This window comes from Microvirga sp. CF3016, from assembly GCF_036314085.1.
GTDB lineage: Bacteria > Pseudomonadota > Alphaproteobacteria > Rhizobiales > Beijerinckiaceae > Microvirga.
The window spans coordinates 284,404-308,381 of record NZ_JAYGGM010000001.1 but is presented as its reverse complement, the minus strand read 5'-3'; the positions used below and the strand labels follow the sequence as shown (position 1 = coordinate 308,381).

Here is a 23,978-nt window from a genome sequence, read left to right as displayed (position 1 = left end):
CGTATCTCACGCAGCCCCGCGGAGCAGATTGGCTTCGATTGCCACCCAATGTCCCGGCTCGACCTCGCGCATGCGATGAATGGCGGGCTCCTGCCCGACCGGCCGCACAGGACTGGGGATTTCGCCCTCAATGCGCGTCTTCGCCCGCTCACGCTGCGGATCGGCGATCGGTACGGCTGATAACAGCTTGCGGGTATAAGAATGCTGCGGATTCTCGAAGACCGCCTGGCGCGGCCCGAGCTCGACAATCTGCCCGAGATACATTACCGCAACACGGTGGCTGATCTTTTCCACCACGGCCATGTCATGGGTGATGAAGAGATACGACAGCCGCTTCTTCTCCTGCAGCTCCATGAGCAGATTAACGATCTGTGCCTGAATCGACACATCGAGAGCCGACACGGATTCATCCGCAATCACGAGTTTCGGATTGCTCGCCAGCGCGCGTGCGATGCAGATGCGCTGGCGCTGGCCGCCCGAGAATTCGTGCGGATAGCGCTTGGCATGCTGCGGCTGCAGACCGACCTGCTCCAGCAATTCGTGAACCCGCCGCTCGCGTGCCTTGCGATCGGCGATCAGGCCATGAACGATGATCGGCTCGGCGATGCTGTAGCCCACCGTGTGGCGCGGATCGAGCGAAGCGAAGGGATCCTGGAAAATGTACTGGATCTCCTGCCGCAGGCGCCGCCGCTCGCCCTGACTCATGGCCGCCATATCGCGCCCGTCGAAGCGCACTGTGCCGCCTGTGGGTTCCACGAGCTGCTGCAAGGTGCGCCCGATGGTGGACTTGCCGCTGCCGGATTCACCCACCAGCGCCAGCGTCTCGCCGGGATAGATGTCGAAGCTGACCTCCTCGACCGCATGGACGCGATGGGTGACGCGTCCGAAGAAGGTCTTGCCCACATCGAATCGCGTGGTGAGCTTGTCCACCTGCAGGATCGGCTTCGTGTAATCGGCCGTGTTCTGCTCGTGCGTATCGCCGACAGCCTTGGCCACGCCGCCATCCATCACCATCACGGGCGTGCGCTTCGGCAAGGGCTGCCCTTTCAGGCTGCCCAAGCGCGGCACGGCGGAGAGAAGGGCTTTGGTGTAAGGATGCTGGGGGGCGGCGAAGATGTCGCGCACCGGCGCCTGCTCGACCTTCTCGCCCTTCCACATCACCACCACGTCGTCGGCCATCTCGGCCACCACGCCCATGTCGTGCGTGATGAAGATGACGGCGGTACCCATCTCGGCTTGCAGGTCGCGAATGATGTTGAGGATCTGGGCTTGGATCGTCACGTCGAGCGCCGTCGTCGGTTCGTCGGCGATCAGGAGCTTCGGGTTGCAGGCGAGCGCCATGGCGATCATCACGCGCTGGCGCATGCCGCCGGAGAGTTGGTGAGGATAACGGTCGAGGAGCCTGTCTGCATCGGGCAGACGCACCTTCTGCAGCAGTTCCTTTGCCCGCAGGCGCGCATCGCGCCCGTTCATGCCCTGGTGCAGGATCAGGGTCTCGGAAATCTGGTTGCCGACGGTGAAGACGGGATTGAGCGACGTCATCGGCTCCTGGAAGATCATGGCGATGTCGTTGCCGCGGATCTCCCGGAGCCGATTGTTGGAGGCTTTGACAAGATCGATGGCCTCGTGCCTGTCTGGTCGGAAGAGCACCTGCCCTCCAGTGATGCGTCCGCCCGTATAGTCGGTCAGGCGCATGATCGCCAGGGAGGTAACGGATTTGCCCGATCCCGACTCGCCGACGACCGCCAAGGTCCGGCCCGGTTGAACATCGAAACTCACGTCCTTGACGGCTTTGAAGGCTCCGGTCCCCGTGCCGAACTCCACCGACAGAGAGCGAACCGACAGGAGAGCTGGGTCCTGAGACCTACGATTGGCAGTGTCCGACATCCATCCACGCTCTTACGAGTGCCCTGACCCGACCATACGTCAGGTCAGTACCTCTATGATACCTGTCATCCATCACAGCTAAGGGACCGACACGTCAAGCACTGTTTGCGTCAGATCAGGTCGTCGCCGGGATCATAGATCCGGCACCTCGAAAAGCGCCAGTCCCTTGTTACTGCGCAACCCATTCACCGCCGCGCATGAGAGGCTCGGCCTGACCGTCCTGCCTGATCCCATCCACATCGATCTGATCAGAGCCGATCATCCAGTCGATATGGATTAGGCTCTTGTTGGAACCATGGGAGGCGAGTTCCTCTTCGCTCATCGTTCCGCCATTGCGGATGCACTTGCTGTAAGCTTGACCAAGGGCGATGTGACTGGAGGCATTCTCGTCGAACAGGGTGTTGAAGAAGAGAAGCCCGCTCTGGGAGATCGGAGAGGAGTACGGCACCAGGGCCACCTCGCCGAGGCGGCGCGCGCCCTCATCGGTATCGAGAACCTTGTTCAACACGGCCTCACCGGTGCGCGCCTTGCTCTCGACGATGCGCCCGGCCTCGAACCGAACCTGGATGTCCTGGATGAGGGTACCATTGTAGGAAAGCGGCTTGGTGCTGGTCACGACGCCATCCACCCGGTCCTTGTGCGGCGTAGTGAAAACCTCCTCGGTCGGGATGTTGGCATTACAGACGATACCGTTCTTCGCCGCGGTCGAGCCGCCATTCCATTCATGCCCGTCCGCGAGGCCCACATGCAGGTCTGTTCCGGGCCCTCGGAAATGCAATGCAGCGTAGTTCTTCTCGTTCAGCATGCGGGTGCGCGCTTGAAGGTTCGCGTTATGCTTCTCCCAGGCGGCGATCGGGTCAGGCGTGTCGACGCGGGAGGCCGAGAAGATCGCCTGCCAGAGCTTTGCGATGGCTACGTCCTCTGGAACGTCCGGGAATACGGTCTTGGCCCAAGCCGGCGTCGCAGCCGAGACGATGGTCCAGTTGATGTCGAAGCCTGCGATCATGTTGAGCGCCGGCATATAGGCCTTAGAGCGCGCCCGGTTGGCGCGTGAAACCTTGTCCGGATCTTCCTTGGCGAGGAGCGAGGGATCCTCGCCGACGATGGCGAGCCGCGCCGCGCCATTCTTGTAGGCGGCCGCCATGCCCTCATAAAGCCAGGCCGGCGCCGTATCGAAACCCTCGTCACGCCCGTGGCGGAAGCGCATCAGCGTGCTCTCCTCGTCGGAGAAGATCGTGGTGACGAGGGAGGCCCCGGCCCTGTAGGCATGCTCCGTGATGCGCCGCACCAGGGCGACGGCGTCCAGGGGAGCAGTCACGACCAGCTCCTGTCCGGGCTTCAGCCCCAGCCCAACCCGGACGGCGACTTCCGCCAAGCGATCGAGAAGCTTGGCATGGGAGGAGGCCTCGGCCGGGTTCCGGAATTGTTCGTTCATGATCTTGGGCTCTCGAAACTGAAAAGGGGATGGCTGGAGAGGCTACACGGCTCTGCCGCCGGTGCAACCTCGATGGGCGAAAATCTCACGGATGCGGCGACTTAACCGCGCCGAGCGCTTCCGGATCGAAGGCAATGCTCTTGATGATGGCATAGATCGCCAAGCCCGGCTTCAGGCCAAGCTCTTCCACCGATTTCCGAGTCACACGCGCCACGAGAGCGTCGCCGCTGCAATCGAGTTGCACGTCCACGCTCGCCCCTTCAGCACTCTCGATGGAGGAAATATGTCCCGGCAGAACATTCAAGGCGCTCATGCCGACCGGTTCTTGCAGGGACAGCATGATGTCTCGCGCCCGCAGACGCACGCGCAGGCCCGCCCCGATGGGCTGCATCAGGCGCGGGACCGTCAGTGGTCCTGCCTTGGCCTGTAGAACGGTCAGGCCGAAGGAATCCTCATGGCGCAGGATCCGGGCCTCGATCAGGGCACCGGCTTCCGCAAGGCCGGGCGGCACGAAGAGGTGGGGATGTCGGAGGACATCGGCAGCCGGGCCGGACGCCGTCACACGTCCCTCGGACAGGAGGACGACGAATGTGGCAAGTCTCGCTATTTCGGCTACGGAATGGCTGACGAGAACGATAGGCACTCGGCCCTCGTCGCGCAGCCGCTCGATATAGGGAAAAATCTCAGCTTTACGTGCGTCGTCGAGGGAAGCCAGCGGCTCATCCATGAGCAGCAGTCGTGGATCGGCCAGAAGCGCCCGCCCGATGGCGACCCGCTGCTTCTCGCCACCTGATAATGTGGACGGCCGTCGCTCAAGCAGACGGCCGATGCCGAGAAGGTCGACGACATCATCGAAGCGCGTCTTCCTGTCCCTCCTGGGCGTAAACCACCGCCCGAAAAGCAGGTTCTGCCGCACGTTGAGATGCGGGAAGAGACGTCCCTCCTGAAACACATATCCGATGCGCCGCCGATGCTTGGGCACGAAGATGTACTTTTCCGTATCGACGAGCACCTGCTCCTGCACGTGGATCCGGCCATGGTCTAATCGAACGAGTCCGCCGATGGCATTCACGATCGTCGTCTTGCCGGAGCCGGAGGGCCCAAACAGCGCTGTGAGCTTTCCATTCGATTGGAAAGAAGCCTCGAGAACGAAGGCGCCCTGCTCATGTCGGATGTCGACATCGAGGATCATGATGCGCGAACCTGTCGCCCGACACGCCGGGCCAGCCATTCGGAACACCAGAGCGCCGCGATGGAGATGGCGATGGAGACAAGCGTCAGCCGCATGGCACCACCGTCACCGCCAGGCACCTGCGTATATGCGTAGATCGCCGTCGGAATGGTCTGCGTCTCACCGGGAATATTGGACACGAAGGTGATCGTCGCGCCGAACTCGCCCATGGCCTTCGCAAACGACAGCACCATGCCCGCAATGATGCCTGGTAGGATCAGCGGCAGAGTCACAACGGCAAAAACCCAAGCCGGATGCGCGCCCAAGGTGCCGGCAGCGTCCTCGAGCCTGCGGTCGACCGATGCGATGGACAGACGGATCGCCCGTACCAGCAGCGGGAACCCCATGATGGCGCAGGCGAGCGCCGCTCCCGTCCAGCGGAAGGAAAGCACGATCCCGAACTGCTCGGCGAGAAATGATCCGACAGGCCCGCGTCGCCCGAAACCGATGAGCAGGAACCAGCCGACGACGACGGGCGGCAGGACAAGAGGCAGATGGACGATGACGTCGAGCGCCTGCCGCCCCCAGAAGCGCCCACGCTCCAGGGCAAAGGCTATGGCGATTCCCGGCACGAGACTGGCCGTCATGGCGACAAAGGCAACCTTCAGGCTGAGGCGTACGGCCGTCCATTCTTCGGGAGAAAGCCAGTCCGTCACGAGCCCGAGCTCGCTTTTCCGATGAACGCGAAGCCCTGCTTCTCGAAAGAGGGTCTGGCTTTGTCAGAGCGCAGAAAAGCCAGGAACGACGCTGCATCCGGATTGCTCGACTCCTTGGTGAGCGCAACCGGGTAAATGATGGGCGGGTGGCTCGCTTCCGGAAATGTCCCGACGATCGCCACGCCTGGATCCGCCACGGCATCGGTCTTATAGACGATCCCGAGCGATGCTTCGCCCCGGGACACGAGGAGGAGCGCAGCACGTACGTTGTCGGCCTGCGCAATTTTTTCCTTCACGCCCTGCCAGGCGCCGAGATGCTCAAGGGCCGCCTTGCCGTACTTGCCGGCAGGTACCGACCCGACGTGGCCCATCGCGAGACGTTCGCCGCCGAGAAACGATGCGAGATCCAGGCCGGGCTGAAGCGCAATCTGCACGGTCGAACCCTTCGGCGCCACGAGCACAAGAGAGTTACCGAGGAGGCTCGCCCGGGTCTCGGGTTTGATCATGCCTTTCGAGGACAGGTAGACCATCCAATCGAGATCGGCCGAGAAGAAGAGATCGGCTGGTGCGCCTGCTTCGATCTGCTTGGCCAGGGCATTGCTGGCCGCATAGGACACCACGATCCGCTTTCCGGTTTCGCGCATCCAGGCTGCACTGGCTTCGTCGAGTGAGTTCTTCAGGCTGGCGGCAGCGAAGACCACCACGTCTCGGGTCTGAGCGGACGCACCGCTGGCCAGCATGATGCCCGCGAGAAACAGTCCTATCAGTCCTGTCTTCAAGGCTTGTACCGGATGCATCGTTTCAGTCCCTCCGACGAGACCTACCCTGTCGGGCGCATCCTAACGAAGCTGTCCAAGCCTTCAAGCCGGCCGCCGCCTTGCCGATGGCTTCTTCACTATGGAACGGACTAGCCGATAGCCGAGCAGCACAACAACAATGGCAGCATAGACGAGCGGCTCGGGCGGCCAGGATTTCACCACAAGGACGAAATGCAGCACCGCGCCGAGAGCCGCCACATAGACGAGGCGATGCAGCTTCGCCCAGGCCTGCCCGCCCATGCGCCGGATCGCGGCATTGTTCGAGGTGACGGCAAGCGGCACGAGGATGACGAAGGTTGCCATGCCGATGGTGATGTAGGGCCGCTTCACGATATCGGCCACGATGGCCGCAATGTCGAGCCCTTGGTCGAGCACGAGATAGGTGAGGAGATGCAAGGCAGCGTAATAGAAGGCGAGGAGCCCCAGAGCACGACGATAGCGGAGCAGGTTGACGTTGAAGAGCTGGCGCAGGGGCGTCACCATCAGGGTGGCGATCAGGAAGCGCAAGGCCCAGAGGCCGAGCCCCTGCTCCAAGTAGCGCATCGGATCGGCCCCGAGCTGATCGGTGATGCCGGCATAGAACAGCCAAATCGCCGGGATGAAGCCGACGAGATAGACGGCGATCTTCGGCACCTGAGGCAGGGCAAAACCTTTCTTCTCGCCCTGAACGGAGGCTCGTCCCGCCATCAGTACAATTTCCGCAGATCCATGCCGGTATAGAGGCTCGCCACCTGCTCGGCATAGCCGTTGAACATGAGCGTCGGACGGCGCTTCACGAACAGGCCGCCCTCGCCGATGCGCCGCTCGGTGGCCTGGCTCCAGCGCGGATGGTCCACGCTCGGGTTCACGTTGGCATAAAAGCCGTATTCACTCGGCGCCTGCTTGTTCCAGGATGTCTCGGGCTGCTTCTCGACGAAACTGATCCGGGTGATCGACTTGATGCCCTTGAAGCCATATTTCCAAGGAACCACGAGGCGGATCGGTGCGCCGTTCTGGTTCGGCAAGGTTTCGCCATAGAGACCTACGGCCAGGATGGTCAGCGGGTTCATGGCCTCGTCGAGACGCAGCCCCTCCACATAAGGCCAGTCGAGCACCGGGAATATGGATTGAACGCCGGGCATCTCCTCCGGCCGGTAGGCGGTCTCAAAGGCGACGTATTTCGCGCTGCCCAGGGGTTCCACGCGCTTGATCAGGTCGGCCAGCGGAAAGCCGACCCAGGGAATGACCATGGACCAGCCTTCGACGCAGCGCATGCGATAGGTGCGCTCCTCCAGGGCCGACGACTTGATGAGATCCTCAACGGCGAACTCGGCCGGCTTGCCGACCATGCCGTCGACCTTGACGGTCCAAGGGGAGGTCTTCAGGCTGCCGGCCTTGGCCGCCGGATCCTCCTTGCCGGTCCCGAACTCGTAGAAGTTGTTATAGCTCGTGACGTCCTCGCGGCTCGTCTTCTTCTCGTCCGTGGAGAAAGAGCTTTTGACGGCCGACAGAGGTGCTGCTTCCAGGCCTTTCGGAAGAGCGGACGCTAAGGCCAACCCAGCGGCGCCGGCCATCCATTGACGGCGGTTGAAATAGACCTCCCGGGGCGTGATCTCGGAGGGCAGGACATCGGCAGGGCGGCGGATCAGCACGGCATCACCTCGTTGGGAACCCATTGTGAATGGGTACACCCGAGAACACCAGAGGTGCTCTCACGTTTCCGTTACAAGCTAACTTTTCAGGTCACGCCGGGGCATTAAGACTCGATGGCACGAACGAATTTCCGCGTGATCTCCCGCGGATTCGTAATTGCGGTGCCCACCACCACCGCATAGGCTCCACGACGAAAGGCCTCAGCGACGAGATCCGGTGTATCGAAGCGACCTTCCGCAACGATAGGGATAGGAAGCTCAGCCGCGAGAGCCGACAGAAGCTCCAGATCGGGCGCTTCGGATATACGGGAGGCCGTTTCCTTCGTGTACCCGGAAAGCGTGGTCGCGACGTAGGTGGCACCTGCCGCACGGGCCGCCCGGCCCTCCTCCAGCGTGGAAATATCGGCGAAGACCTCCCTGCCGAGTTCGGCATGGATTCGCCCGATCAGTCGGTCGACCGGCTCTCCATCGCGCGGGCGCGGCGTGGCGTCGAGGCCGATGATGTCGGCGCCTGCTCGGGCGATCCGCGCGGCCTGCTCGAAACTTGGCGTGATGTAGACCGGGAAGCGGTCGTCCCACACTTTCGCGATTCCGATAATCGGGAGATCCGTGACGGCACGGATCGCCGCCACGTCCGCTTCTCCGTTGGCCCGGATCCCTCGGGCACCGCCTGCCTCCGCAGCCCGCGCCATCGCAGACATGTAGATGGGCCCATGCAGCGGATTGTCTGCACGGGCCTGGCAGGAGACGACGAGAACGCCCTTCGGAATCAGCATCTCGGGATCCTACTTCACCGCACCAGCCGTCATGCCCTGGATGAACTGGCGCGACAGGGCGATGTAAAGGAGCGTAATGGGAGCCGCCGCGATGGTGAGGCCGGCAAAGAGCATGCCCCAATCGGTGGTGTACTCGCCCATGAAGGTGGTGAGCCCCTGCGGCAGGGTTTTGCGCGCGTCGGTCTGAATAAAGACCAGGGGGAAGAAGAAATCGTTCCAGATCGGCACCGCGTTCTGAATGGCGGCGATCGCCATGGGCGGGCGTGCCAGCGGCAGCATGACCGACCACATGATGCGAGGCTCCGAGGCGCCGTCGATGCGCGCCGCATCCTCGAGCTCCGCCGGCAGGGTGCGCAGGAATCCCGCCATGATGAATACCGTCGAAGGTAGGCCGATGGCCGTATAAGTGACGATCAGGCTCCAGCGGCTATCGAGGAGGCCGAGATCCCGCAGCAGAATGAACAGCGGGATCACCGCAAGCTTCAAGGGCAGCATCAGTCCTGCCAAAAAGAACAGCAGGATGAAGGTGTTGGTGCGCGACTCGTAGCGCGCCACCGCGTAACCCGCCATGGTGCCGAGCACGAGGATCAGGATGATCGAGGTGCCCGTCACGAGGATCGAGTTGACGAAGTAGGTCGGCATCGCGGTTTCGCCGAGCACCTTGGCGAAGTTCCCGACCTGCGTGAAATCGGGCAAGGCGAAGGGATGCTCGAAGATCTCGCCCGTCGTCTTGAAGGCGGACAAAACCATCACCACGACCGGATAGAGCATGATGAAGGAGTTCGCGATCAGGATCACCTGGGCGAGCAGGACGAAGGGGATGGTTTGGCGCGCTGCCGGTGTATCGGACGTGATGGCGGTCAAAACTGGATCTCCCGACGGCGCAGCCACAGGGTCAGCATGGACGCGAAGACAACGATGAAGAGGAACAGGAGCGTGGCGAGCGCCGAGCCCATGCCGAAATTCTGGATGCTAGCGCTCTGGTTGCCGAAGGCCGTACGGTAGAAGACGAGGCCCAGCACATCCGTGGAGCCGAATGGCGAGCCGTCGAGCCCCACCATCACGTAAGGGATCTCGAACCAGTTGAACGCGCCGATAAAGAGCAGCGTGAACAGGATGGTGGTGCTCGGCGCCACCAGCGGCCACACAATGTTCTTCAGAAGCTGCCACTCGTTGGTGCCGTCAAGCCGCGCCGCCTCGATGACGTCCAGCGGGATGCGCTGCATGCCGGCAAGATAGACGAGCGCTGGAAAGCCGACGAAGTGCCAGGCATTGGCGAGGATGAGCGCACCGAGCGCCGTCGAGGAATCGCCGAGCCACGGCTTGGCCCAGGAATCGAGCCCCACCGAATAGAGCGCCTGATTGATGATGCCGAAATTCGGATTCAGGAAAAGCTTCCAGAGAAAACCGACGATGATGGTCGACAGCACCACCGGCACAAAGATCGCTACCCGATGAAAGCGGAAGCCGAAGGGTTCCTTGTAAAGGAGCCAGGCGAGGAAGAACCCACCGCCATTCTGGATAATCATCAGCGCAATCAGCGCGTAGACGTTGTGAAGGAAGGCGTTCCACACCACCGGCGCCATGGTGGCGCCGAACAGCACTTCCTTGAAGTTCTTCAAGCCGACGAACTCGCCACGTGCCAGCCCCTGCCAATCGTAGAAGGCATAGGCGAAGGCCGACAGGATCGGATAGACCACGAACAGCGACATGAAGACGATGGGCGGAACGACGAGAAACGCCACCCACAATCGGTGCTTCAGCGTTCGAGGTTGTTGGCGCGAGGCGTGCATGAAATCAAAAGCCTTCAGGATGGGCGGCAGGCAATGGAGCCTGCCGCCCCTTCGTCAGCGTCTTACTTCTGGAACGGCTTGTAATAGGTCGTGATGCCCTTGTTGATCTCGGCAGCGGCCTGCTCGGGGGTCTGCTGGCCGGCGAGCATCTTCTGCACGTTCGACTGCAGGAGCACGGAACCGCTCGGCTCCTGGTAGCGGAAGCGGACGAGCATCAGGTAGGACATGGAGTTCTCGGCGAGCTTCGCCACCTCCTGCGTGATCGGATCCTCGATCTTGATGCCTTTGATCGGCGACAGGTTCTTGAGCGTGTTCGTGAAGGCGGTGCCATATTCCGGCGTGGCGAGGAACCGCACGAACTTGAGTGCAGCATCCTTCTTCTCCGTTTTGGCGTTCACCGCATAGCCGCCATCGTAATAGGTGGCGATAAGCGCCTGATCGCCCGCCTTGAGGACCGGGGCCGGGAACACGCCGAGGTCGAGCGTGGGATTCTGGTTCTTGAAGTTCGCCACCTCATAGGAGCCGCCCGCGAACATGGCCGCGCGGCCTGCCACGAAGAGCTGCTGCGAGGACGGATAGTCCACCCCGGTGAAGTTCGGCGCGAAGTACTGGCTGATGTCCTTCAGCTTGGCGAGGGCGTTGACGAAGCGCGGATCGGTAAAGTTCGCCTTGCCGGACACGATGTCTGCTTCGAACTCCTTGCCGAGCATGGACGAGAGCAGGCCGCCGACGATGGTCTCGTTCTGCCAGGCCGTAGCGGTGCCGTTGGAGAACGGATTGATGTTCTTGGCCTTCAGGGCCTGGGCCAGGGCCATCATCTCGTCCCAAGTCTTCGGCGGGTTGACGCCATTATCCTTGAAGATCTTCTTGTTATAGACGACGAGCTGGGCCTGCATGGCGAAAGGAACCGCATAGACCTTGCCGTCCGAGCGCAAGGTCTCGGCCGCGAGCGCGGGCTCTGGGAAATTCGCCAGCTCCGGCACGTTCTGCCGGTCGAGTGCCAGCAGGTAGCCGGGCGTCGCGATCGTCTCGAGATTGCCGTAGGCGCGAACCTGGATCACATCCGGGCCGCGGCCGGCGGCGAGTGCCGTGGAGAGAATCGTCTGGTAATTCTCAGGCGCGTAGGTCTCGAACTTCACCGTGATGCCCGGCTCCTTGGCCTGGAACTTCTTGATGATGTCCTGGTAGAAGGCCTTGTCTTCCTGGCGCCAGCTCCAGAAGGTCAGCTCGGTCTGAGCCATGGCGGCGGAGCCTGAGAGCAGGAAGCCGGCGGCAGCGCTCATCAGAATGCGTCGGGTCAGTTTCATTGTCGGTTCCCTCATTGTTGAAGTCCTTGTCCTCCCACCGCGGGGCAGGACATACAGCCACGCCCTGCGGAATTTCTTCAGCCATATGGCTCGGCTGCGATGACGAGAAACGTCGCGTCGTCGTGGGTTTTAACACGCGGATAAGCGCCTGCCATGAGGTCGTCCCGCTCCCTGCCCCGCAATTCCTCCATCAGATCACCTCCCTCGCCGGCAGCGAGTCGGGCATGAAGGGTTCTGTCGGAGTAGGCCCCGAACACATCCACGAGCCGCATGAAGCCGTCAGTGGCCAGTACGATGGGCACGCCCGGAGGCACATGCGCCTCGAATCGCAACTCGTGCCCGGCCCAGGCACGGATCGGGTTCACGACCCAGTAGCCACCCGGCCGGTTCAGCTTGGCACGGTTCTCCAGGATCTGGCGTTTCACGGGTTCCGGGATGGAGCCCGGCGCATGCTCCTGAGCTCCGAGGGCCGCCAGCGTCTTCCTCTCGAAAAGCTTGGCGCGCTCATCGCTCCAACGGACGATTCCTTGTTCAGTCGGCACCAGGGCGATCACGTCACCCAGGAAGCAGCCCTGGATTGCGACCTGCCCACCCTCCCTCGTTCGGGCCTCGATCAGACCTAGGCAGGCGGAGGGAGCCTGGTGGTCGTCGATGGACGGGATATGACCCGTGGCCTCATGGAAGGCGGCGTGGACCTCAGGCTCCAGGCGGCTCAGCACCGAACCGGCGTTCCCTTCTCTCGCGAGGTCCATCAGCCTGTCACCGACCATCCCAGCGAGCCATGCGGCATCGCTGCCTCCGGAGGTGAGTTGCTCGTCGGACAAGCCCGTCGCGCCGTCGATCACCCAGGCAAATGACCCGCACAGGCCGATCCCGTCCTCATTGACACGGGAGCCTGGCAGAGAAAGCCGGTCTAAAGGCCGGAAGCGGAAAATGGTGCCAGTCGCATTCACGAGCTAACTGGTCTCATATTGGTCGCGTTCTGTCTATACTGGTCTTAAAGGCTTTTAACACTCTTCCCAAGGTTCAAAAGGCTTACGCGGGATCGGTTTGATCGAATCCCGCACCTGGGCGTTAGTGCTTTGATGAACCCCTGAGGTGAAGGGAAAGCCATGGTCACCCTGGAGATAGCCGGCAACGCGGTTGCCGTGACGAACGCGGATGAGGAACAAGCCCGTGAACTCTTTCTCAGCGAGAGCTTTAAAGATGACTTAAAGTCGTTTAAGAGCGAGGGCCGCTCCCTGTGGGACGGCTCAGCTGCCTTGACGACACGGCCCGCATCGGAACACGAGATCGATGCCTTCTATGAGGCCCTGGACGAAGAGGACGAGGTCGACGAAGACGACGAAGACTATGACGACGACCTCGATATCGATGTCGTGTTCCTGGTGTCCATCGACGAAATTGACGACGCCGCTGCCTCCGGCTGATCATCCTTATCGGAGCCCTCACAGGCTCCCCAGACACGGTTCAGCCCTATTCCCATGCCTTTTCCCAAGACCAACCCCAGCCTCGAACGCGCCCTCGTCGACCGAGGCTACAACGACCCGACCCCCGTCCAGGCCGCCGTGCTGCAGCCGGACGCGCTTGATCGTGACCTCCTCGTTTCCGCCCAGACCGGATCCGGCAAGACGGTGGCCTACGGACTTGCCATGGCGTCCACTCTCCTCGGCGCTTCCGAGCGCTTCGAGGCGCCGCGCGAGCCATTGGCCCTGATCATCGCCCCGACCCGCGAACTCGCCCTTCAGGTCAACCGGGAGCTTATCTGGCTCTACGGACCGGCCGGGGCGCGGGTCGTCTCCTGCGTCGGCGGCATGGATGTGCGCCGCGAGCAGCGGGCTCTCGCCGATGGCTGCCATATCGTGGTCGGCACGCCCGGCCGCCTGCGCGACCACCTGGAGCGCGGGCGCCTCGACACCTCGAAGATGCGCGTCGTGGTGCTCGACGAGGCCGACGAGATGCTGGATCTCGGATTCCGCGAGGATCTGGAGTTCATTCTGGATGCAACCCCAGAGGAGCGCCGCACCCTCCTGTTCTCCGCGACCCTGCCGAGGAACATCGTTACCTTGGCGCGGCGCTACCAACGTGAGGCCCATCGCATCGACACCCTGGTCGAGAACGAGCCGCACGGCGACATCGAGTACCGCGCACTCAGGATCGCTCCCAACGAAGTCGAGCACGCGGTCGTCAACGTGCTGCGCTTCTACGAGAGCCGTGGCGCCATGGTGTTCTGCCACACCCGCGAGGCGGTGCGGCATCTGCATGCGAGCCTGATCGAACGCGGCTTCGCGGCCGTGGCGATCTCGGGCGAGCTGACTCAGAACGAGCGCAGCAACGCCCTGCAATCGCTCCGTGACGGGCGCGCCCGCGTGTGCGTCGCCACCGACGTGGCGGCCCGCGGCATCGACCTGCCGGATCTAGGGCTGGTGATCCACTTCGACCTGCCGAACGACCACGAGACGCTTCTGCATCGCAGCGGCCGCACGGGTCGCGCGGGACGCAAGGGCGTTTGCGTGATGCTCGTGCCCTACACCCGCCGCCGCAAGGCCGAGCGGTTGATCGACATGGCTGGCGTCGACGTGACCTGGGCAGGTGCCCCCTCGGCCGACGAGATCCGCCTGCGCGACCGCGAGCGGCTGATGCAGGACCCGATTTTCGCCGAGGAGGCGACGGACGAGGACCTCGGTATGGCCCGCGCGCTTCTGGCCGAGCGCTCGGCCGAAGAGATCGCCAACGCCTTGGTCAAGTTCCACCGTGCCCGCCTGCCGGCGCCGGAAGAGATCGTCGATGCGGGCACCGACCGCGAGCCGCGCCAGCGCAAGGACAAGCGCGAGCGGAGCGAGGAGCGCACCCGCGGCTTCAAGGACCGGGATCGCGGCGGATCGGAGGGCGGCTTCGAGCGGTCGTCCGAGGACATGGTGTGGTTCCGCATGAGCGTCGGCCGCCGCAACAACGCCGATCCCCGCTGGCTGCTGCCGATCATCTGCCGCCTGGGCCACGTGACGAAGAAGGAGATCGGCTCGATCAAGATCTTCGACCGCGAGACGAAGTTCGAGATCGTAAAGTCGCATGCCCCGAAATTCGCCTCCGCCGTGCGCAAGACGAACGACGAGGACATCCGCATCGAGCCGTCGGATGCCGGTCCGGGCAAGTCCCGAGACGGCAAGCCCTGGGACCGTCCGAAAGGCAAGGGCTCGAAGGAGAGAGGCAGTCCTCCTTCCTACGGGAAGCCGAAGGGCAGCAAGGGTCCCAACGATCAGAAGCATCCGAAGGACAAAAAGCGCTCGTCCGACAAGCGCTCCTGACCGAAGCAGCAGGCTGGGACATGGCCATGTCCCAGCCTGGGTTCCTTCAAAGCCCAAAATCCGTGAAAGGGATCATTCGGGCTTCTTCAAACTCTTGATCACCGCGCCGACAAGCGGAACAAGAAGACCCGGAAGAACGGAGTCCAGCGGGTGGCTCACGAATCCGACCACGGCTTCCTTGACCTCACGCACCTCGTCACGGAACCCTGCGATCTGCTGCTGAAGAGCCTGCGCGTCAGCCTCGAGGGCCTGCAGGGCACCGTTGCGCACCTCCAAGGCCAGCTCCATCTCCCGCCCGGGCTTCGACCGCTGGGCGACAATCAGCAGCACGACGGCCAGAAGGAGATTGGCAAGCGCGATCACAGCTGCCGCCCAGATCGAGCCCCAGGCCTGCTGAAGAGCGAAGAAGAGGGAGAGATTCCCCATCAGAAACGCAAAAGCGCCAAACAGGGCCGCGAGACCCCGCAAGGAGGAGCGGGTCATCATCTGCCGAAAGCGAATGTCCGCGATCAGAGACTCGGCACGCCAGAGGATGCGAAGTTTGCGGGCAGCATTGTCCATCATGGCTTCAGGCTCTCCCCATCACTCGCCCGGCCGCTACGCCCAGCACGAACGCTGCCAGGACTGAAGCCAGCTGATGCTCCTTCACGAACTCCTCGATGCTCCCCGTGTAGTCTGACAGGATCTTTCCCAACTCACGCAAATGCTCCTCATATTCGGTCTTCGCGCCGATCGACTTGGCAGCCGGATCTCTGCCCTTGGGCTGAAGCCGCTCTGCTGCGGTCGAGGCCTCCGGGGCGTCGGTCATGCGAAGATCGGCCTTGAGCGCATCGAGCTCAGTCTGGAGGTTCGAAGCGCCCGGCATGATCAAAGCGCCTTCCGGACCCGGTTGAAGGCATCCGTGAGCTCGGATGCCAGGATCTTCACCGCGTCGCTCACGTCTTGGGCGCTCCGGTCGAGTTCCGCCCTGCTCTCGAAGGCGATCCAGCGCCCTTCGAGCTCGGACCACTCATCCTGAACCTCCTTCGAGCCCAGATGGATTTTGAGCCTGATCTCATCACGGGTCCGCTTGAGATCTTCGACGAGTCTGGTGAAATCCGGCATGGTCTTGATCCTTGTAAGAGCGCTTCATCGGACAGGTGGATGAGAGACGATCAGCCAGGGCAATCCATGCAGCATTGATCTCGATCAAGAACGGCAAAGCTTCTCGATGGAGCGTTCGAGGGGGGCTATTTATATCGCAATGCACCAAGGCCATTGTGCAATGCAACATAGACCCCATATGGAGCGTACGTTTTGACACAACTCCTTACCCGAAAGGGCCAGTCGCTATGCAACGCTTAGGGCAGATGATTCGCCAATTGGCTCGTTACCGCCGCCAGTGGGAAACCGTGATGGAGGCGTCAAGCGCCGCGTCCGCCAAGTTCGAGGCTCCCTCAGGACCAAGCCGACTGACGCAGGCCGCAAGCTTCGGCTCCAATCCCGGCAACCTTCGAATGCTGACTTACGTACCGGAATCTCTTCCGTCAGCTCCTGCTCTGGTGGTCGTCCTGCACGGATGCACGCAGACGGCAGCCGGCTACGATCACGGCTCGGGCTGGTCAGCGCTGGCGGACCGCTACGGTTTCGTTCTGCTGTACCCAGAGCAGCAAGAATCCAACAACCCGAAGCGCTGCTTCAACTGGTTTCAGCTTGGCGATATCGAGCGCGACCGCGGCGAGGCTCACTCGATCCGCCAGATGGTTGAACATGCCGTTCGGCAGCATGGGGTGGACCGCAGCCGTATCTTCGTCACCGGCCTTTCGGCTGGCGGCGCGATGACTTCGACCCTGCTTGCAACCTATCCGGAGGTCTTCGCCGGCGGTGCCATTATCGCAGGACTTCCCTATCGCTGCGCGACGAGCGTCCCGGAAGCCTTTGAATGCATGTTCCAGGGACAAACGCGCTCTGCCGAAGAATGGGGCGACCTTGTGCGAGACGCCTCGTCACATGTCGGACCTTGGCCCAAAGTCTCCGTGTGGCATGGCAGTGCCGATGCGACGGTCAAGCCGATTAATGCGGGCGAGATCATCAAGCAGTGGACCAACGTCCACGGTCTTCGGGTCGATTCGAGCCGCAGCGACGTCGTAGACGGCTATCCCCGGCGTACTTGGACCGATGCAGCTGGAAACGAGATCATCGAAGAATACGTCATCACCGGCATGGCCCATGGGACTCCCCTGGCCGTCGGCAACGATGAGAACAGCTATGGAGCGCCCGGTCCCTTCCTTCTCGATGTGGGGATTTCATCGAGCTATCGGATCGCCCATTTCTGGGCGCTGACGGAGCCTTCTGAAAGGACGACATGGAGCCATCCTGCGCCGAAATCTGCCCCGCACGTCTCAGCACCAGCCCTTTATGCCCATGCAGATACGGCCGAAGCATCGGAGCCTGAGGCTGCGGCTCGCGAGCGGCAGCCGGGCAGGCAATCGGCTTCCTCGTCTCCCGACATCGGTGCGGTGATCACAAAGGCGCTCAGGGCGGCGGGTCTCATGAAGTAAGTACTCTTACGCAGCGCCGTTGGAACTTCAATGAACCAAGCGCTATTTGGCGCTTGGTTTCCCATTCGCGCTGCTTACGGCTTCCTCTCTTGGCTTAGCAGATCCTCCTGCTTGCGTCTTTCGCCTGTGATGCAGTTCATGCTGCCTTGCTGGGTCGGAATGATCAGAGGCCGGCTGTCGCCGATCCCGGCGATTTCGCGCATGATTTTCGTGCGGATCACCATGGCGAATTGCTCGGGATCGTGCAGGGGAAGCACGAAAGAGCCGACGCCGCCGATGACGCACTCCCTGAAATAGAGATCGAGGTCGTCCAGTTCCGTGCTGCCTGCGGCACGCCTGAACATGATTGGGAGACCGTTGATGACGATCCCGTTGGCGACCGCTTCGTCGCGCGCGTAGGTGACATGGCGGCCATCATTGTTGGGACCGTCGCCGGATACGTCGACGACGCGGCGGACAGGGGCGCCGCCCAGTTGCTCGAAGAGCCTGCGGCTGTGGTCGATGATGCCGGAGATCGATGTCATGCCGGCCTGGCGAAGTGGCTGATAGGCGAGCTGATTGGAAAAAGACACCGCCTTCTCGGGACTGTCGATGATCGTCCAGGGCACGATGACCCTTTGGTCTTTCACGCCGGACCATTCCACATAGGTCACGGCGACACGGCCGTGCGGGCCGTTCTCGATCGCCTCATGGACAAGCGACGAGCGGAAGGCCTCGATGAAGCCTTGGCGCTGAAGACCCTGTTCGTCGCTTTCCATGGAGGACGACACATCGACAGCGACGACAAGAGCAACATCGAGCTGGGCCTCTGGAGCGCTGGGGCTGCCTGCCAGAACCTCGCTGGCCAGGAGAAAAAACGCGAGAGTACTCAGGAGCCTATTCGCCATGACCACCTCCGCTCCTGGCTCTCGATACGTCGAACGCTGCCAAGATTGCTGTCTGTCAACGCGTCAGGCTGGCGTTTGATGCGAAAGCTTGGTCGAAAAACGCCAGAGTTCCGTCTGCGATCAGTGGCCCTGATCGGGCGCGAGAGGGGCCGAATGTCCCTCTGTTTCGCCCGTCTCTTCAAGTCCGCGAAAATACGTAACAAAATCCACTCTCTATACGCAGAGCAGACAGGGGATGGGTGTTTCGGGTAATGATTTCTTACGCTACGCAAGGGGCACAGCCATGAAACCGGATATGGATCTGATCGGCGCTCTCACCAGCTTCTCCGTCGGCACCCTCGACGGCTGCGACGCAATGATGGTGATCGAACTCGCAACCACACCTGAGGAATACGAGAGCGGCATCCGCCGCCAAATGCCCATCGCCATGACACCAGAGCATGCTCGGGAACTCGGCCAAGCGCTGCTTCTTGCCGCCAGGGCCGCCGAGATGGGCGAGTCTCCAAGCTACGCCTTCAACTGATCTTCGTTTCCACTCGAACCACCCGGATCGAACGGCACTCTCACCGGCATGCCCGGTAGGAGCCCATGTCGAAATGGAAATGATCATGGTGAGCCTCGTTGTAGTCGGGGCTGAGCACGACATCAAAGAAATTGCACGCTCCATTCCTGAGCGTGCGCAGGAAAGCCGACCGGCGACCGTTGCCCTCGGCCCAATCGCTCTTCACTGTGATGTGCTTCCCATCCGCAAGGACGAAGTCTGCGATATCGATCGCATTTGCCGTCGCGTGCTCGCTGCGACGGCCCTGCGCACGATGATTGACATTGCGGCAGGCATACGTGCCGAAATGCAGGACCCGTACCACATCCTGCCCGAAATGTTGGCGGGCCGCCGGACGCAGGACGTGCGTCTCGAACAGCGCCCATGCCACCGTGAGTGAGCAGGTCGCCGTGAACTCTCGGCTCAAGCCGACCGACGATCGCGACACTTCAACCGCGTCGGACAGGCCGCACCCCTGCTCCGTGCGACGGTCCGGCACGGATCTGTGCACGATGGACGAATCAGCCAGAACGGCACGGCATTGCGCGCCGTCGCGCTCGAGACGGGAAAGCTTGATTCGGGTCAGCCAGCTGATGTCGTCTGCGATGCGCAAAGGCGTGAACGGGTTGAGTCGGTTGGGAATGGCAACGAGCTCGCCCCAGATCAGGCCGGCCAAGACCCCAAAACCCAGCAGAAGCGAAAGAGCCAGTCGCCCGAGGATGACCGGGATGATCCTGGAGCGGCGCGGCTGTTGGGGCTGATCGGTCTGCACAATCCTGTTCTAGGGCTCGTTTGCCCCCATGCCAATTGCGGACGAGCGGAACAGCCTCGGGCGTGGAGGACTTCGCCTCAGCAAGGAAATTCGATTCTCCAATAAAAAGAGCAAGGCGGGTTCTCCGCCTTGCTCTTTGTCTTGAACAATTGTTCGCTCAAGCGGAGCGCGAGCGCTGCCTGCATGGGCCGGACAATCAGATGGCTTCCTTCAGGTCCTTGGCAGCGCGGAAAGCGATCTTCTTGGATGCCTTGATCTTCACCGGCTCGCCGGTCTGAGGATTGCGGCCCATGCGGGCAGCGCGCTTGCGCACCTGCAGGATGCCGAGACCGGTCAGGCGGATCTTGTCGCCCTTCTTCAGGCTCTTGGCGATCATGTCGACGACCTGGGTCAACATCTCGTTGGCCTGGCGCTTGGGAAGCTCGTGCAGCTCGGAGAGCTTCTCCGCGATGTTGCGCAGCGTCAGGATCGGCGACGACGCCGAGGAGGAAGCCTTCGCAACCTTCTTCACAGACGTTTTCTTCGTCGAAGCCTTGGGCGCAGCAGCCTTGCCGGCAGCCTTTGCAGGCGCCTTGGCGGCCTTCGACGATGCCTTTGCTGCAGCCTTGGGCGCCGCAGCCTTCTTGGCCGGGGCCTTCTTGGAAACTTTGGTTGCAGTCTTGGCCATCAGAAACTCCTTTGTAGATGGTGAATGCATAAGACAGCAGATTCTCAATAACGCTTTCAGCCGCGAATTAAAGATGGCAAAGCTAGATTTCCGCACAATAGTAAGGGTTACTTGTCGATTTCTCGTTGAAGAAGGCCCGAATGCTGGCTGCGAGCGCCCCTGATCCGCGCCCTGTATCCATCTCCTGAGGGGTGCGTGAAGCAGCTAGAGTTTAAAGAAAATCCGCTGGCAAGGCCCTTTTTCGTGAATCATCCCATGCTGGCACGAAGGCCTTCGACGCTGAGGGACCTAATGATCGTGCATGACCCAATGTCACTTTCCCTGTCGCAAAATCGCAGTATTGCCGTTATTGGATCGACAAAGAGCTTGAGCTCACCATATTCGGGAAGCGCCAGGGTGAAAGCATGACAAGGGTCGCCTGCATCGGAGAATGCATGATCGAGCTTCGGGAGGAGGCCGACCACCGGCTATCCCGCGGCTATGGCGGCGATACATTCAATACCGCCGTTTATCTGGCCCGCCTTGGAACTCGGACCGATTACATCACCGCGCTCGGAGACGACAGCTGGAGCGATGAGCTGATTGCGGCTTGGAACGAGGAAGGCGTTGGGACACAACAGGTGCTGCGCCTGCCCGGACGCCTCCCTGGGCTCTACATCATCCAGACGGATCCCAAGGGCGAACGCCGTTTCTCCTACTGGCGAGAGACCGCTGCCGCACGCCTGCTGTTCCAGGCGCCGGAGGCCGAGAGCATTATCAAAACCATCGGCACCTACGATATGGTCTATCTCTCGGGCATCTCTCTATCCCTCTACGGCGATAACGGACGCGACCGCCTGTTCGACGTTCTCCACGATGCGCGGTCCAAGGGCCGGCGCGTGGCTTTCGACACGAATTTCCGCCCGCGGGGCTGGCCCGATCCGGGAATCGCGCGGACTGCCTTCGGTCGGGCTTTCGCCTGTGCCGATATCATCCTCGCCTCAACGGAGGACCTCGACCTCCTGTTCGGCAAGAGCGGTGTCGAGGAGCTCTTGGGCTGTTCCGGCCGGGCCGAGATCGTTCTCAAACACCCGGACCTGACATGCCGAGTCCTTTCGCAAGGGGCGGACATCGTCGTCCCGGGCAAGCCTGCGGACGATGTGGTTGACACCACTGCAGCAGGCGACAGCTTCGCGGCGGCCTATCTCCATGCGCGTCTGTCCGGTGAGGATCCCCAATCCGCCGCAGCCGCAGGGCATCGCCTCGCCGGTCAGGTCGTGCGTTATCGCGGCGCGATCATTCCGCGAGACGCAATGCCGTAATCGACCATCACCATCCAAGGAGTTCCTCCCATGACTCAAGATCAGAAGGATCTCGCCGGCACCCGCAACAAGAAGCTGGCGGACATCCTCCGCGCCGGACCTATCGTTCCGGTCATCACTCTGGACCGTGTGGAGGATGCGGTTCCCCTCGCGCGGGCTCTCGTTGCAGGCGGTCTGCGGCTGCTGGAGATTACCCTGCGTACGCCTGCCGCTGTCGAATCCGCAGAGGCCATCATCCGGGACGTACCCGAGGCCATCGTCGGCATTGGGACCGTCCTAACGCCAAAGGATCTGGAGCGCGCCCAGTCGCTCGGCGCTCGCTATGCCCTGAGCCCCGGCGCAACGCCCGATCTGCTCGACGCCGCAAGCCGAAGCGAAATGCCGTTCATTCCCGGCATTACCACTGCGTCCGAACTTATGGCGGCGCTCGTCCACGGCTTCCCGACCGTCAAATTCTTCCCAGCCGTTGCAGCCGGCGGCATTCCGACATTGAAGGCTCTCGCGGGTCCATTCCCGCAGGCGCGTTTTTGCCCGACGGGCGGCATCGACGAGAAGAACGCCCGTGATTGGCTCGCCCTGTCGAACGTCGTGGCCGTCGGCGGATCGTGGGTGTGCTCGACTTCCGACATCCGTGCCCAGGCCTGGGGCGAGATCACCGCGAAGGCGCAGCGCGCCGTCATGTCGGTCAAGGACTGATCGCGTCGGCGACCCGGCCGCTGACATTTCGTAGGGTTGTCAGCTCCGCTGCCCCTGGCGATACTCATCGCCCGGGGAGGGAAAGACAGTGACTTCGACGATCTACGACACGAACCTCGACAAGAACCCGGCGAATTTTCAGCCGCTGACGCCCCTGTCCTTTCTGGAGCGGGCCGCCAATGTCCACCCCGACCGCCTGGCGCTCGTCCACGGCGCCATGAACCGCAGCTATCGCGACTTTTATGCCCGGTCCCGGCGTCTCGCCTCCGCTCTCGCCCAGCGGGGCATCGGGCGCGGCGACACGGTTTCGGTCATGCTCCCCAACACGCCGGCCATGCTCGAATGCCATTATGGCGTGCCCATGGCCGGCGCGGTGCTCAACACGCTGAACACCCGCCTCGATGCCAAGATCATCGCCTTTTCCCTGGAGCATAGCGAAGCCAAGGTGCTGATCACCGACCGGGAGTTCTCGGCCACCATCAGGACGGCCCTCGAACTGACTTCCGCCAGGCCTCTCGTCATCGACTACGACGATCCGGAATTCACGGGTGCCGGCGAGCGCCTGGGATCCATGGAATATGAAGAATTCCTGGCCTCCGGCGATCCCAACTTTGCCTGGAGCCCCCCGGACGATGAATGGGATGCGATCACCCTGAACTACACCTCGGGCACCACCGGGGATCCGAAGGGCGTGGTCTATCACCATCGCGGCGCCTATCTGCTCGCCATGGGCAACATCCTGACCGCCGGCATGGGACAGCATCCGGTCTATCTCTGGACGCTCCCCATGTTCCACTGCAACGGCTGGTGCTTTCCCTGGTCGCTCTCCATCGTGGCGGGCACCCATGTTTGCCTGCGTGCCGTACGGGCAAAGCCCATGTACGACGCGCTTGCCGATCTCAAGGTCACGCATCTCTGCGGCGCGCCCATCGTCATGTCGACCCTGCTCAATGCGCCACCTGCCGAAAAGCGCCCCCTGCCCCAAACGGTCAAATTCATGACGGCCGCCGCTCCGCCGCCGGAAGCAGTGCTCGCAGCCATGAAGGCCGCTGGCTTCGACGTGACGCATCTCTACGGCCTCACGGAGGTCTATGGTCCGGCCGTGGTCAATGAATGGCACGAGGAATGGGATGCGCTCGATCCGGGCGGTTACGCGGCGAAGAAGGCTCGGCAGGGCGTGCGCTATCCGGTGCTGGAGGCGCTCGACGTGCTCGATCCGGAAACCTTGGAACCGGTTCCGGCCGATGGTCAGACTCTCGGCGAGGTCATGTTCCGCGGCAACGTGGTCATGAAGGGTTATCTCAAGAATCCGTCCGGCACAGCCAAGGCCTTCGAGGGCGGCTGGTTCCATTCCGGCGATCTTGGGGTGAAATATCCGGACGGCTACGTGCAGCTGAAGGATCGCTCCAAGGACATCATCATATCCGGCGGCGAAAACATTTCCTCCATCGAAGTGGAGGATGCTCTCTATAAGCATCCAGCCATCCAGGCGGCGGCCGTCGTAGCGATGCCGGACGAGAAATGGGGCGAAACGCCCTGCGCGTTCGTCGAGCTGAAGCCCGATCAATCAGTCCCGGCGGAGGACATCATTGCCTGGTGCCGGCAGCAGCTCGCGTCCTACAAATGCCCGCGTACTGTCATCTTTACTGAGCTTCCGAAAACCTCCACTGGCAAGATCCAGAAGTTCCAGTTGCGCGAAATGGCCAGGGCCTACAAGGCAGCGGGCTGAGGAAAG

At 62.2% G+C, this 23,978-nt stretch carries 25 protein-coding genes; 7 read left to right on the top strand and 18 right to left on the bottom strand.

Annotated features, from left to right (window positions below; genetic code table 11):
- Positions 1-6: 6 nt before the first annotated feature.
- From VB672_RS01650 to VB672_RS01595, 12 genes are all read right to left on the bottom strand, one after another.
- Positions 7-1,887, bottom strand: a complete 1,881-nt coding sequence (locus tag VB672_RS01650; protein WP_329782419.1) for an ABC transporter ATP-binding protein — start codon at positions 1,885-1,887, stop codon at positions 7-9.
- 169 nt (positions 1,888-2,056) lie between these two features.
- Complete coding sequence (locus VB672_RS01645; RefSeq protein WP_329782418.1) at positions 2,057-3,322, bottom strand: aminopeptidase; 1,266 nt, start codon at positions 3,320-3,322, stop codon at positions 2,057-2,059.
- A gap of 85 nt (positions 3,323-3,407) precedes the next feature.
- A complete protein-coding gene (gene modC, locus VB672_RS01640) occupies positions 3,408-4,514 on the bottom strand; it encodes a molybdenum ABC transporter ATP-binding protein (protein WP_329782417.1) in 1,107 nt (368 codons plus the stop codon).
- The gene (modB, locus tag VB672_RS01635) at positions 4,511-5,209 is read right to left on the bottom strand and encodes a molybdate ABC transporter permease subunit (protein ID WP_329782416.1); all 699 of its coding nucleotides are present in this window, start codon (positions 5,207-5,209) and stop codon (positions 4,511-4,513) included. The genes modC and modB overlap by 4 nt, the downstream gene beginning before the upstream one ends.
- Entirely contained in the window at positions 5,206-6,006 is an 801-nt protein-coding gene (gene modA / locus VB672_RS01630; protein ID WP_442931885.1) for a molybdate ABC transporter substrate-binding protein, read from the bottom strand. The genes modB and modA overlap by 4 nt, the downstream gene beginning before the upstream one ends.
- A gap of 63 nt (positions 6,007-6,069) precedes the next feature.
- Complete coding sequence (gene msrQ / locus VB672_RS01625; RefSeq protein ID WP_329782415.1) at positions 6,070-6,714, bottom strand: protein-methionine-sulfoxide reductase heme-binding subunit MsrQ; 645 nt, start codon at positions 6,712-6,714, stop codon at positions 6,070-6,072.
- A complete protein-coding gene (msrP, locus tag VB672_RS01620) occupies positions 6,714-7,682 on the bottom strand; it encodes a protein-methionine-sulfoxide reductase catalytic subunit MsrP (protein ID WP_329782414.1) in 969 nt (322 codons plus the stop codon). The genes msrQ and msrP overlap by 1 nt, the downstream gene beginning before the upstream one ends.
- A gap of 80 nt (positions 7,683-7,762) precedes the next feature.
- Positions 7,763-8,434 carry an N-acetylmannosamine-6-phosphate 2-epimerase gene (locus tag VB672_RS01615; RefSeq protein ID WP_329782413.1) on the bottom strand — a complete coding sequence of 224 codons (672 nt, stop codon included), beginning with the start codon at positions 8,432-8,434 and terminating at the stop codon, positions 7,763-7,765.
- A gap of 9 nt (positions 8,435-8,443) precedes the next feature.
- On the bottom strand, positions 8,444-9,298 hold the full coding sequence (locus VB672_RS01610; protein WP_329782412.1) for a carbohydrate ABC transporter permease: 855 nt from the start codon (positions 9,296-9,298) through the stop codon (positions 8,444-8,446).
- Positions 9,295-10,227, bottom strand: a complete 933-nt coding sequence (locus VB672_RS01605; protein ID WP_329782411.1) for a carbohydrate ABC transporter permease — start codon at positions 10,225-10,227, stop codon at positions 9,295-9,297. Before VB672_RS01605 ends, VB672_RS01610 begins: the two co-directional genes overlap by 4 nt.
- Before the next feature lie 62 nt (positions 10,228-10,289).
- On the bottom strand, positions 10,290-11,534 hold the full coding sequence (locus VB672_RS01600) for an extracellular solute-binding protein (RefSeq protein ID WP_329782410.1): 1,245 nt from the start codon (positions 11,532-11,534) through the stop codon (positions 10,290-10,292).
- Positions 11,535-11,611: 77 nt separating this feature from the next.
- Positions 11,612-12,487 (bottom strand): hypothetical protein, encoded by an 876-nt coding sequence (locus VB672_RS01595; RefSeq protein WP_329782409.1) that lies wholly within the window; start codon positions 12,485-12,487, stop codon positions 11,612-11,614.
- A 159-nt stretch (positions 12,488-12,646) separates the two neighbouring features.
- Between VB672_RS01595 and VB672_RS01590 the strand changes: the two genes are divergently transcribed.
- Positions 12,647-12,964, top strand: coding sequence for a hypothetical protein (locus tag VB672_RS01590; protein WP_329782408.1), 318 nt, complete (start codon positions 12,647-12,649; stop codon positions 12,962-12,964).
- Positions 12,965-13,018: 54 nt separating this feature from the next.
- On the top strand, positions 13,019-14,839 hold the full coding sequence (locus VB672_RS01585; RefSeq protein ID WP_329782407.1) for a DEAD/DEAH box helicase: 1,821 nt from the start codon (positions 13,019-13,021) through the stop codon (positions 14,837-14,839).
- A 72-nt stretch (positions 14,840-14,911) separates the two neighbouring features.
- On the opposite strand, the gene VB672_RS01580 is transcribed toward VB672_RS01585, so the two are convergent.
- The 3 genes from VB672_RS01580 to VB672_RS01570 are packed head-to-tail and all read right to left on the bottom strand — an operon-like array spanning position 14,912 to position 15,943.
- The gene (locus tag VB672_RS01580) at positions 14,912-15,403 is read right to left on the bottom strand and encodes a phage holin family protein (RefSeq protein WP_329782406.1); all 492 of its coding nucleotides are present in this window, start codon (positions 15,401-15,403) and stop codon (positions 14,912-14,914) included.
- Between the two features lie 4 nt (positions 15,404-15,407).
- A complete protein-coding gene (locus VB672_RS01575; RefSeq protein WP_329782405.1) occupies positions 15,408-15,704 on the bottom strand; it encodes a hypothetical protein in 297 nt (98 codons plus the stop codon).
- A gap of 2 nt (positions 15,705-15,706) precedes the next feature.
- A complete protein-coding gene (locus VB672_RS01570) occupies positions 15,707-15,943 on the bottom strand; it encodes a hypothetical protein (protein WP_329782404.1) in 237 nt (78 codons plus the stop codon).
- A gap of 227 nt (positions 15,944-16,170) precedes the next feature.
- Between VB672_RS01570 and VB672_RS01565 the strand changes: the two genes are divergently transcribed.
- Positions 16,171-17,379: an extracellular catalytic domain type 1 short-chain-length polyhydroxyalkanoate depolymerase gene (locus tag VB672_RS01565; RefSeq protein ID WP_442931896.1), complete on the top strand. Its 1,209-nt coding sequence runs from the start codon at positions 16,171-16,173 to the stop codon at positions 17,377-17,379.
- Between the two features lie 74 nt (positions 17,380-17,453).
- Here the strand turns inward: VB672_RS01565 and VB672_RS01560 are convergent, their stop codons facing one another.
- Positions 17,454-18,266, bottom strand: a complete 813-nt coding sequence (locus tag VB672_RS01560; RefSeq protein ID WP_329782402.1) for a DUF1194 domain-containing protein — start codon at positions 18,264-18,266, stop codon at positions 17,454-17,456.
- A 283-nt stretch (positions 18,267-18,549) separates the two neighbouring features.
- Here VB672_RS01560 and VB672_RS01555 point away from each other — a divergent pair, with 283 nt between their 5' ends.
- Positions 18,550-18,789 carry a hypothetical protein gene (locus VB672_RS01555; protein WP_262268130.1) on the top strand — a complete coding sequence of 80 codons (240 nt, stop codon included), beginning with the start codon at positions 18,550-18,552 and terminating at the stop codon, positions 18,787-18,789.
- Positions 18,790-18,829: 40 nt separating this feature from the next.
- On the opposite strand, the gene VB672_RS01550 is transcribed toward VB672_RS01555, so the two are convergent.
- Positions 18,830-19,579 (bottom strand): extensin-like domain-containing protein, encoded by a 750-nt coding sequence (locus VB672_RS01550; protein WP_329782401.1) that lies wholly within the window; start codon positions 19,577-19,579, stop codon positions 18,830-18,832.
- Positions 19,580-19,775: 196 nt separating this feature from the next.
- A complete protein-coding gene (locus VB672_RS01545; protein ID WP_442931884.1) occupies positions 19,776-20,246 on the bottom strand; it encodes an HU family DNA-binding protein in 471 nt (156 codons plus the stop codon).
- 434 nt (positions 20,247-20,680) lie between these two features.
- Here VB672_RS01545 and VB672_RS01540 point away from each other — a divergent pair, with 434 nt between their 5' ends.
- From VB672_RS01540 to VB672_RS01530, 3 genes are all read left to right on the top strand, one after another.
- Positions 20,681-21,547, top strand: a complete 867-nt coding sequence (locus tag VB672_RS01540) for a sugar kinase (RefSeq protein ID WP_329782400.1) — start codon at positions 20,681-20,683, stop codon at positions 21,545-21,547.
- Between the two features lie 30 nt (positions 21,548-21,577).
- Complete coding sequence (eda, locus tag VB672_RS01535) at positions 21,578-22,243, top strand: bifunctional 4-hydroxy-2-oxoglutarate aldolase/2-dehydro-3-deoxy-phosphogluconate aldolase (RefSeq protein ID WP_329782399.1); 666 nt, start codon at positions 21,578-21,580, stop codon at positions 22,241-22,243.
- Positions 22,244-22,331: 88 nt separating this feature from the next.
- Positions 22,332-23,972: an acyl-CoA synthetase gene (locus tag VB672_RS01530; RefSeq protein ID WP_329782398.1), complete on the top strand. Its 1,641-nt coding sequence runs from the start codon at positions 22,332-22,334 to the stop codon at positions 23,970-23,972.
- Positions 23,973-23,978 lie beyond the last annotated feature (6 nt).

Coding starts and splice junctions, on each gene's coding strand:
- VB672_RS01650 (WP_329782419.1), bottom strand. CDS start 1,887: ATGTCGGACACTGCCAATCGTAGGTCTCAGGACCCAGCTCTCCTGTCG.
- VB672_RS01645 (WP_329782418.1), bottom strand. CDS start 3,322: ATGAACGAACAATTCCGGAACCCGGCCGAGGCCTCCTCCCATGCCAAG.
- modC (WP_329782417.1), bottom strand. CDS start 4,514: ATGATCCTCGATGTCGACATCCGACATGAGCAGGGCGCCTTCGTTCTC.
- modA (WP_442931885.1), bottom strand. CDS start 6,006: ATGCATCCGGTACAAGCCTTGAAGACAGGACTGATAGGACTGTTTCTC.
- msrQ (WP_329782415.1), bottom strand. CDS start 6,714: ATGGCGGGACGAGCCTCCGTTCAGGGCGAGAAGAAAGGTTTTGCCCTG.
- msrP (WP_329782414.1), bottom strand. CDS start 7,682: ATGGGTTCCCAACGAGGTGATGCCGTGCTGATCCGCCGCCCTGCCGAT.
- VB672_RS01615 (WP_329782413.1), bottom strand. CDS start 8,434: ATGCTGATTCCGAAGGGCGTTCTCGTCGTCTCCTGCCAGGCCCGTGCA.
- VB672_RS01605 (WP_329782411.1), bottom strand. CDS start 10,227: ATGCACGCCTCGCGCCAACAACCTCGAACGCTGAAGCACCGATTGTGG.
- VB672_RS01600 (WP_329782410.1), bottom strand. CDS start 11,534: ATGAAACTGACCCGACGCATTCTGATGAGCGCTGCCGCCGGCTTCCTG.
- VB672_RS01590 (WP_329782408.1), top strand. CDS start 12,647: ATGGTCACCCTGGAGATAGCCGGCAACGCGGTTGCCGTGACGAACGCG.
- VB672_RS01585 (WP_329782407.1), top strand. CDS start 13,019: ATGCCTTTTCCCAAGACCAACCCCAGCCTCGAACGCGCCCTCGTCGAC.
- VB672_RS01580 (WP_329782406.1), bottom strand. CDS start 15,403: ATGATGGACAATGCTGCCCGCAAACTTCGCATCCTCTGGCGTGCCGAG.
- VB672_RS01575 (WP_329782405.1), bottom strand. CDS start 15,704: ATGCCGGGCGCTTCGAACCTCCAGACTGAGCTCGATGCGCTCAAGGCC.
- VB672_RS01570 (WP_329782404.1), bottom strand. CDS start 15,943: ATGCCGGATTTCACCAGACTCGTCGAAGATCTCAAGCGGACCCGTGAT.
- VB672_RS01565 (WP_442931896.1), top strand. CDS start 16,171: ATGCAACGCTTAGGGCAGATGATTCGCCAATTGGCTCGTTACCGCCGC.
- VB672_RS01560 (WP_329782402.1), bottom strand. CDS start 18,266: ATGGCGAATAGGCTCCTGAGTACTCTCGCGTTTTTTCTCCTGGCCAGC.
- VB672_RS01555 (WP_262268130.1), top strand. CDS start 18,550: ATGAAACCGGATATGGATCTGATCGGCGCTCTCACCAGCTTCTCCGTC.
- VB672_RS01545 (WP_442931884.1), bottom strand. CDS start 20,246: ATGGCCAAGACTGCAACCAAAGTTTCCAAGAAGGCCCCGGCCAAGAAG.
- VB672_RS01540 (WP_329782400.1), top strand. CDS start 20,681: ATGATCGAGCTTCGGGAGGAGGCCGACCACCGGCTATCCCGCGGCTAT.
- eda (WP_329782399.1), top strand. CDS start 21,578: ATGACTCAAGATCAGAAGGATCTCGCCGGCACCCGCAACAAGAAGCTG.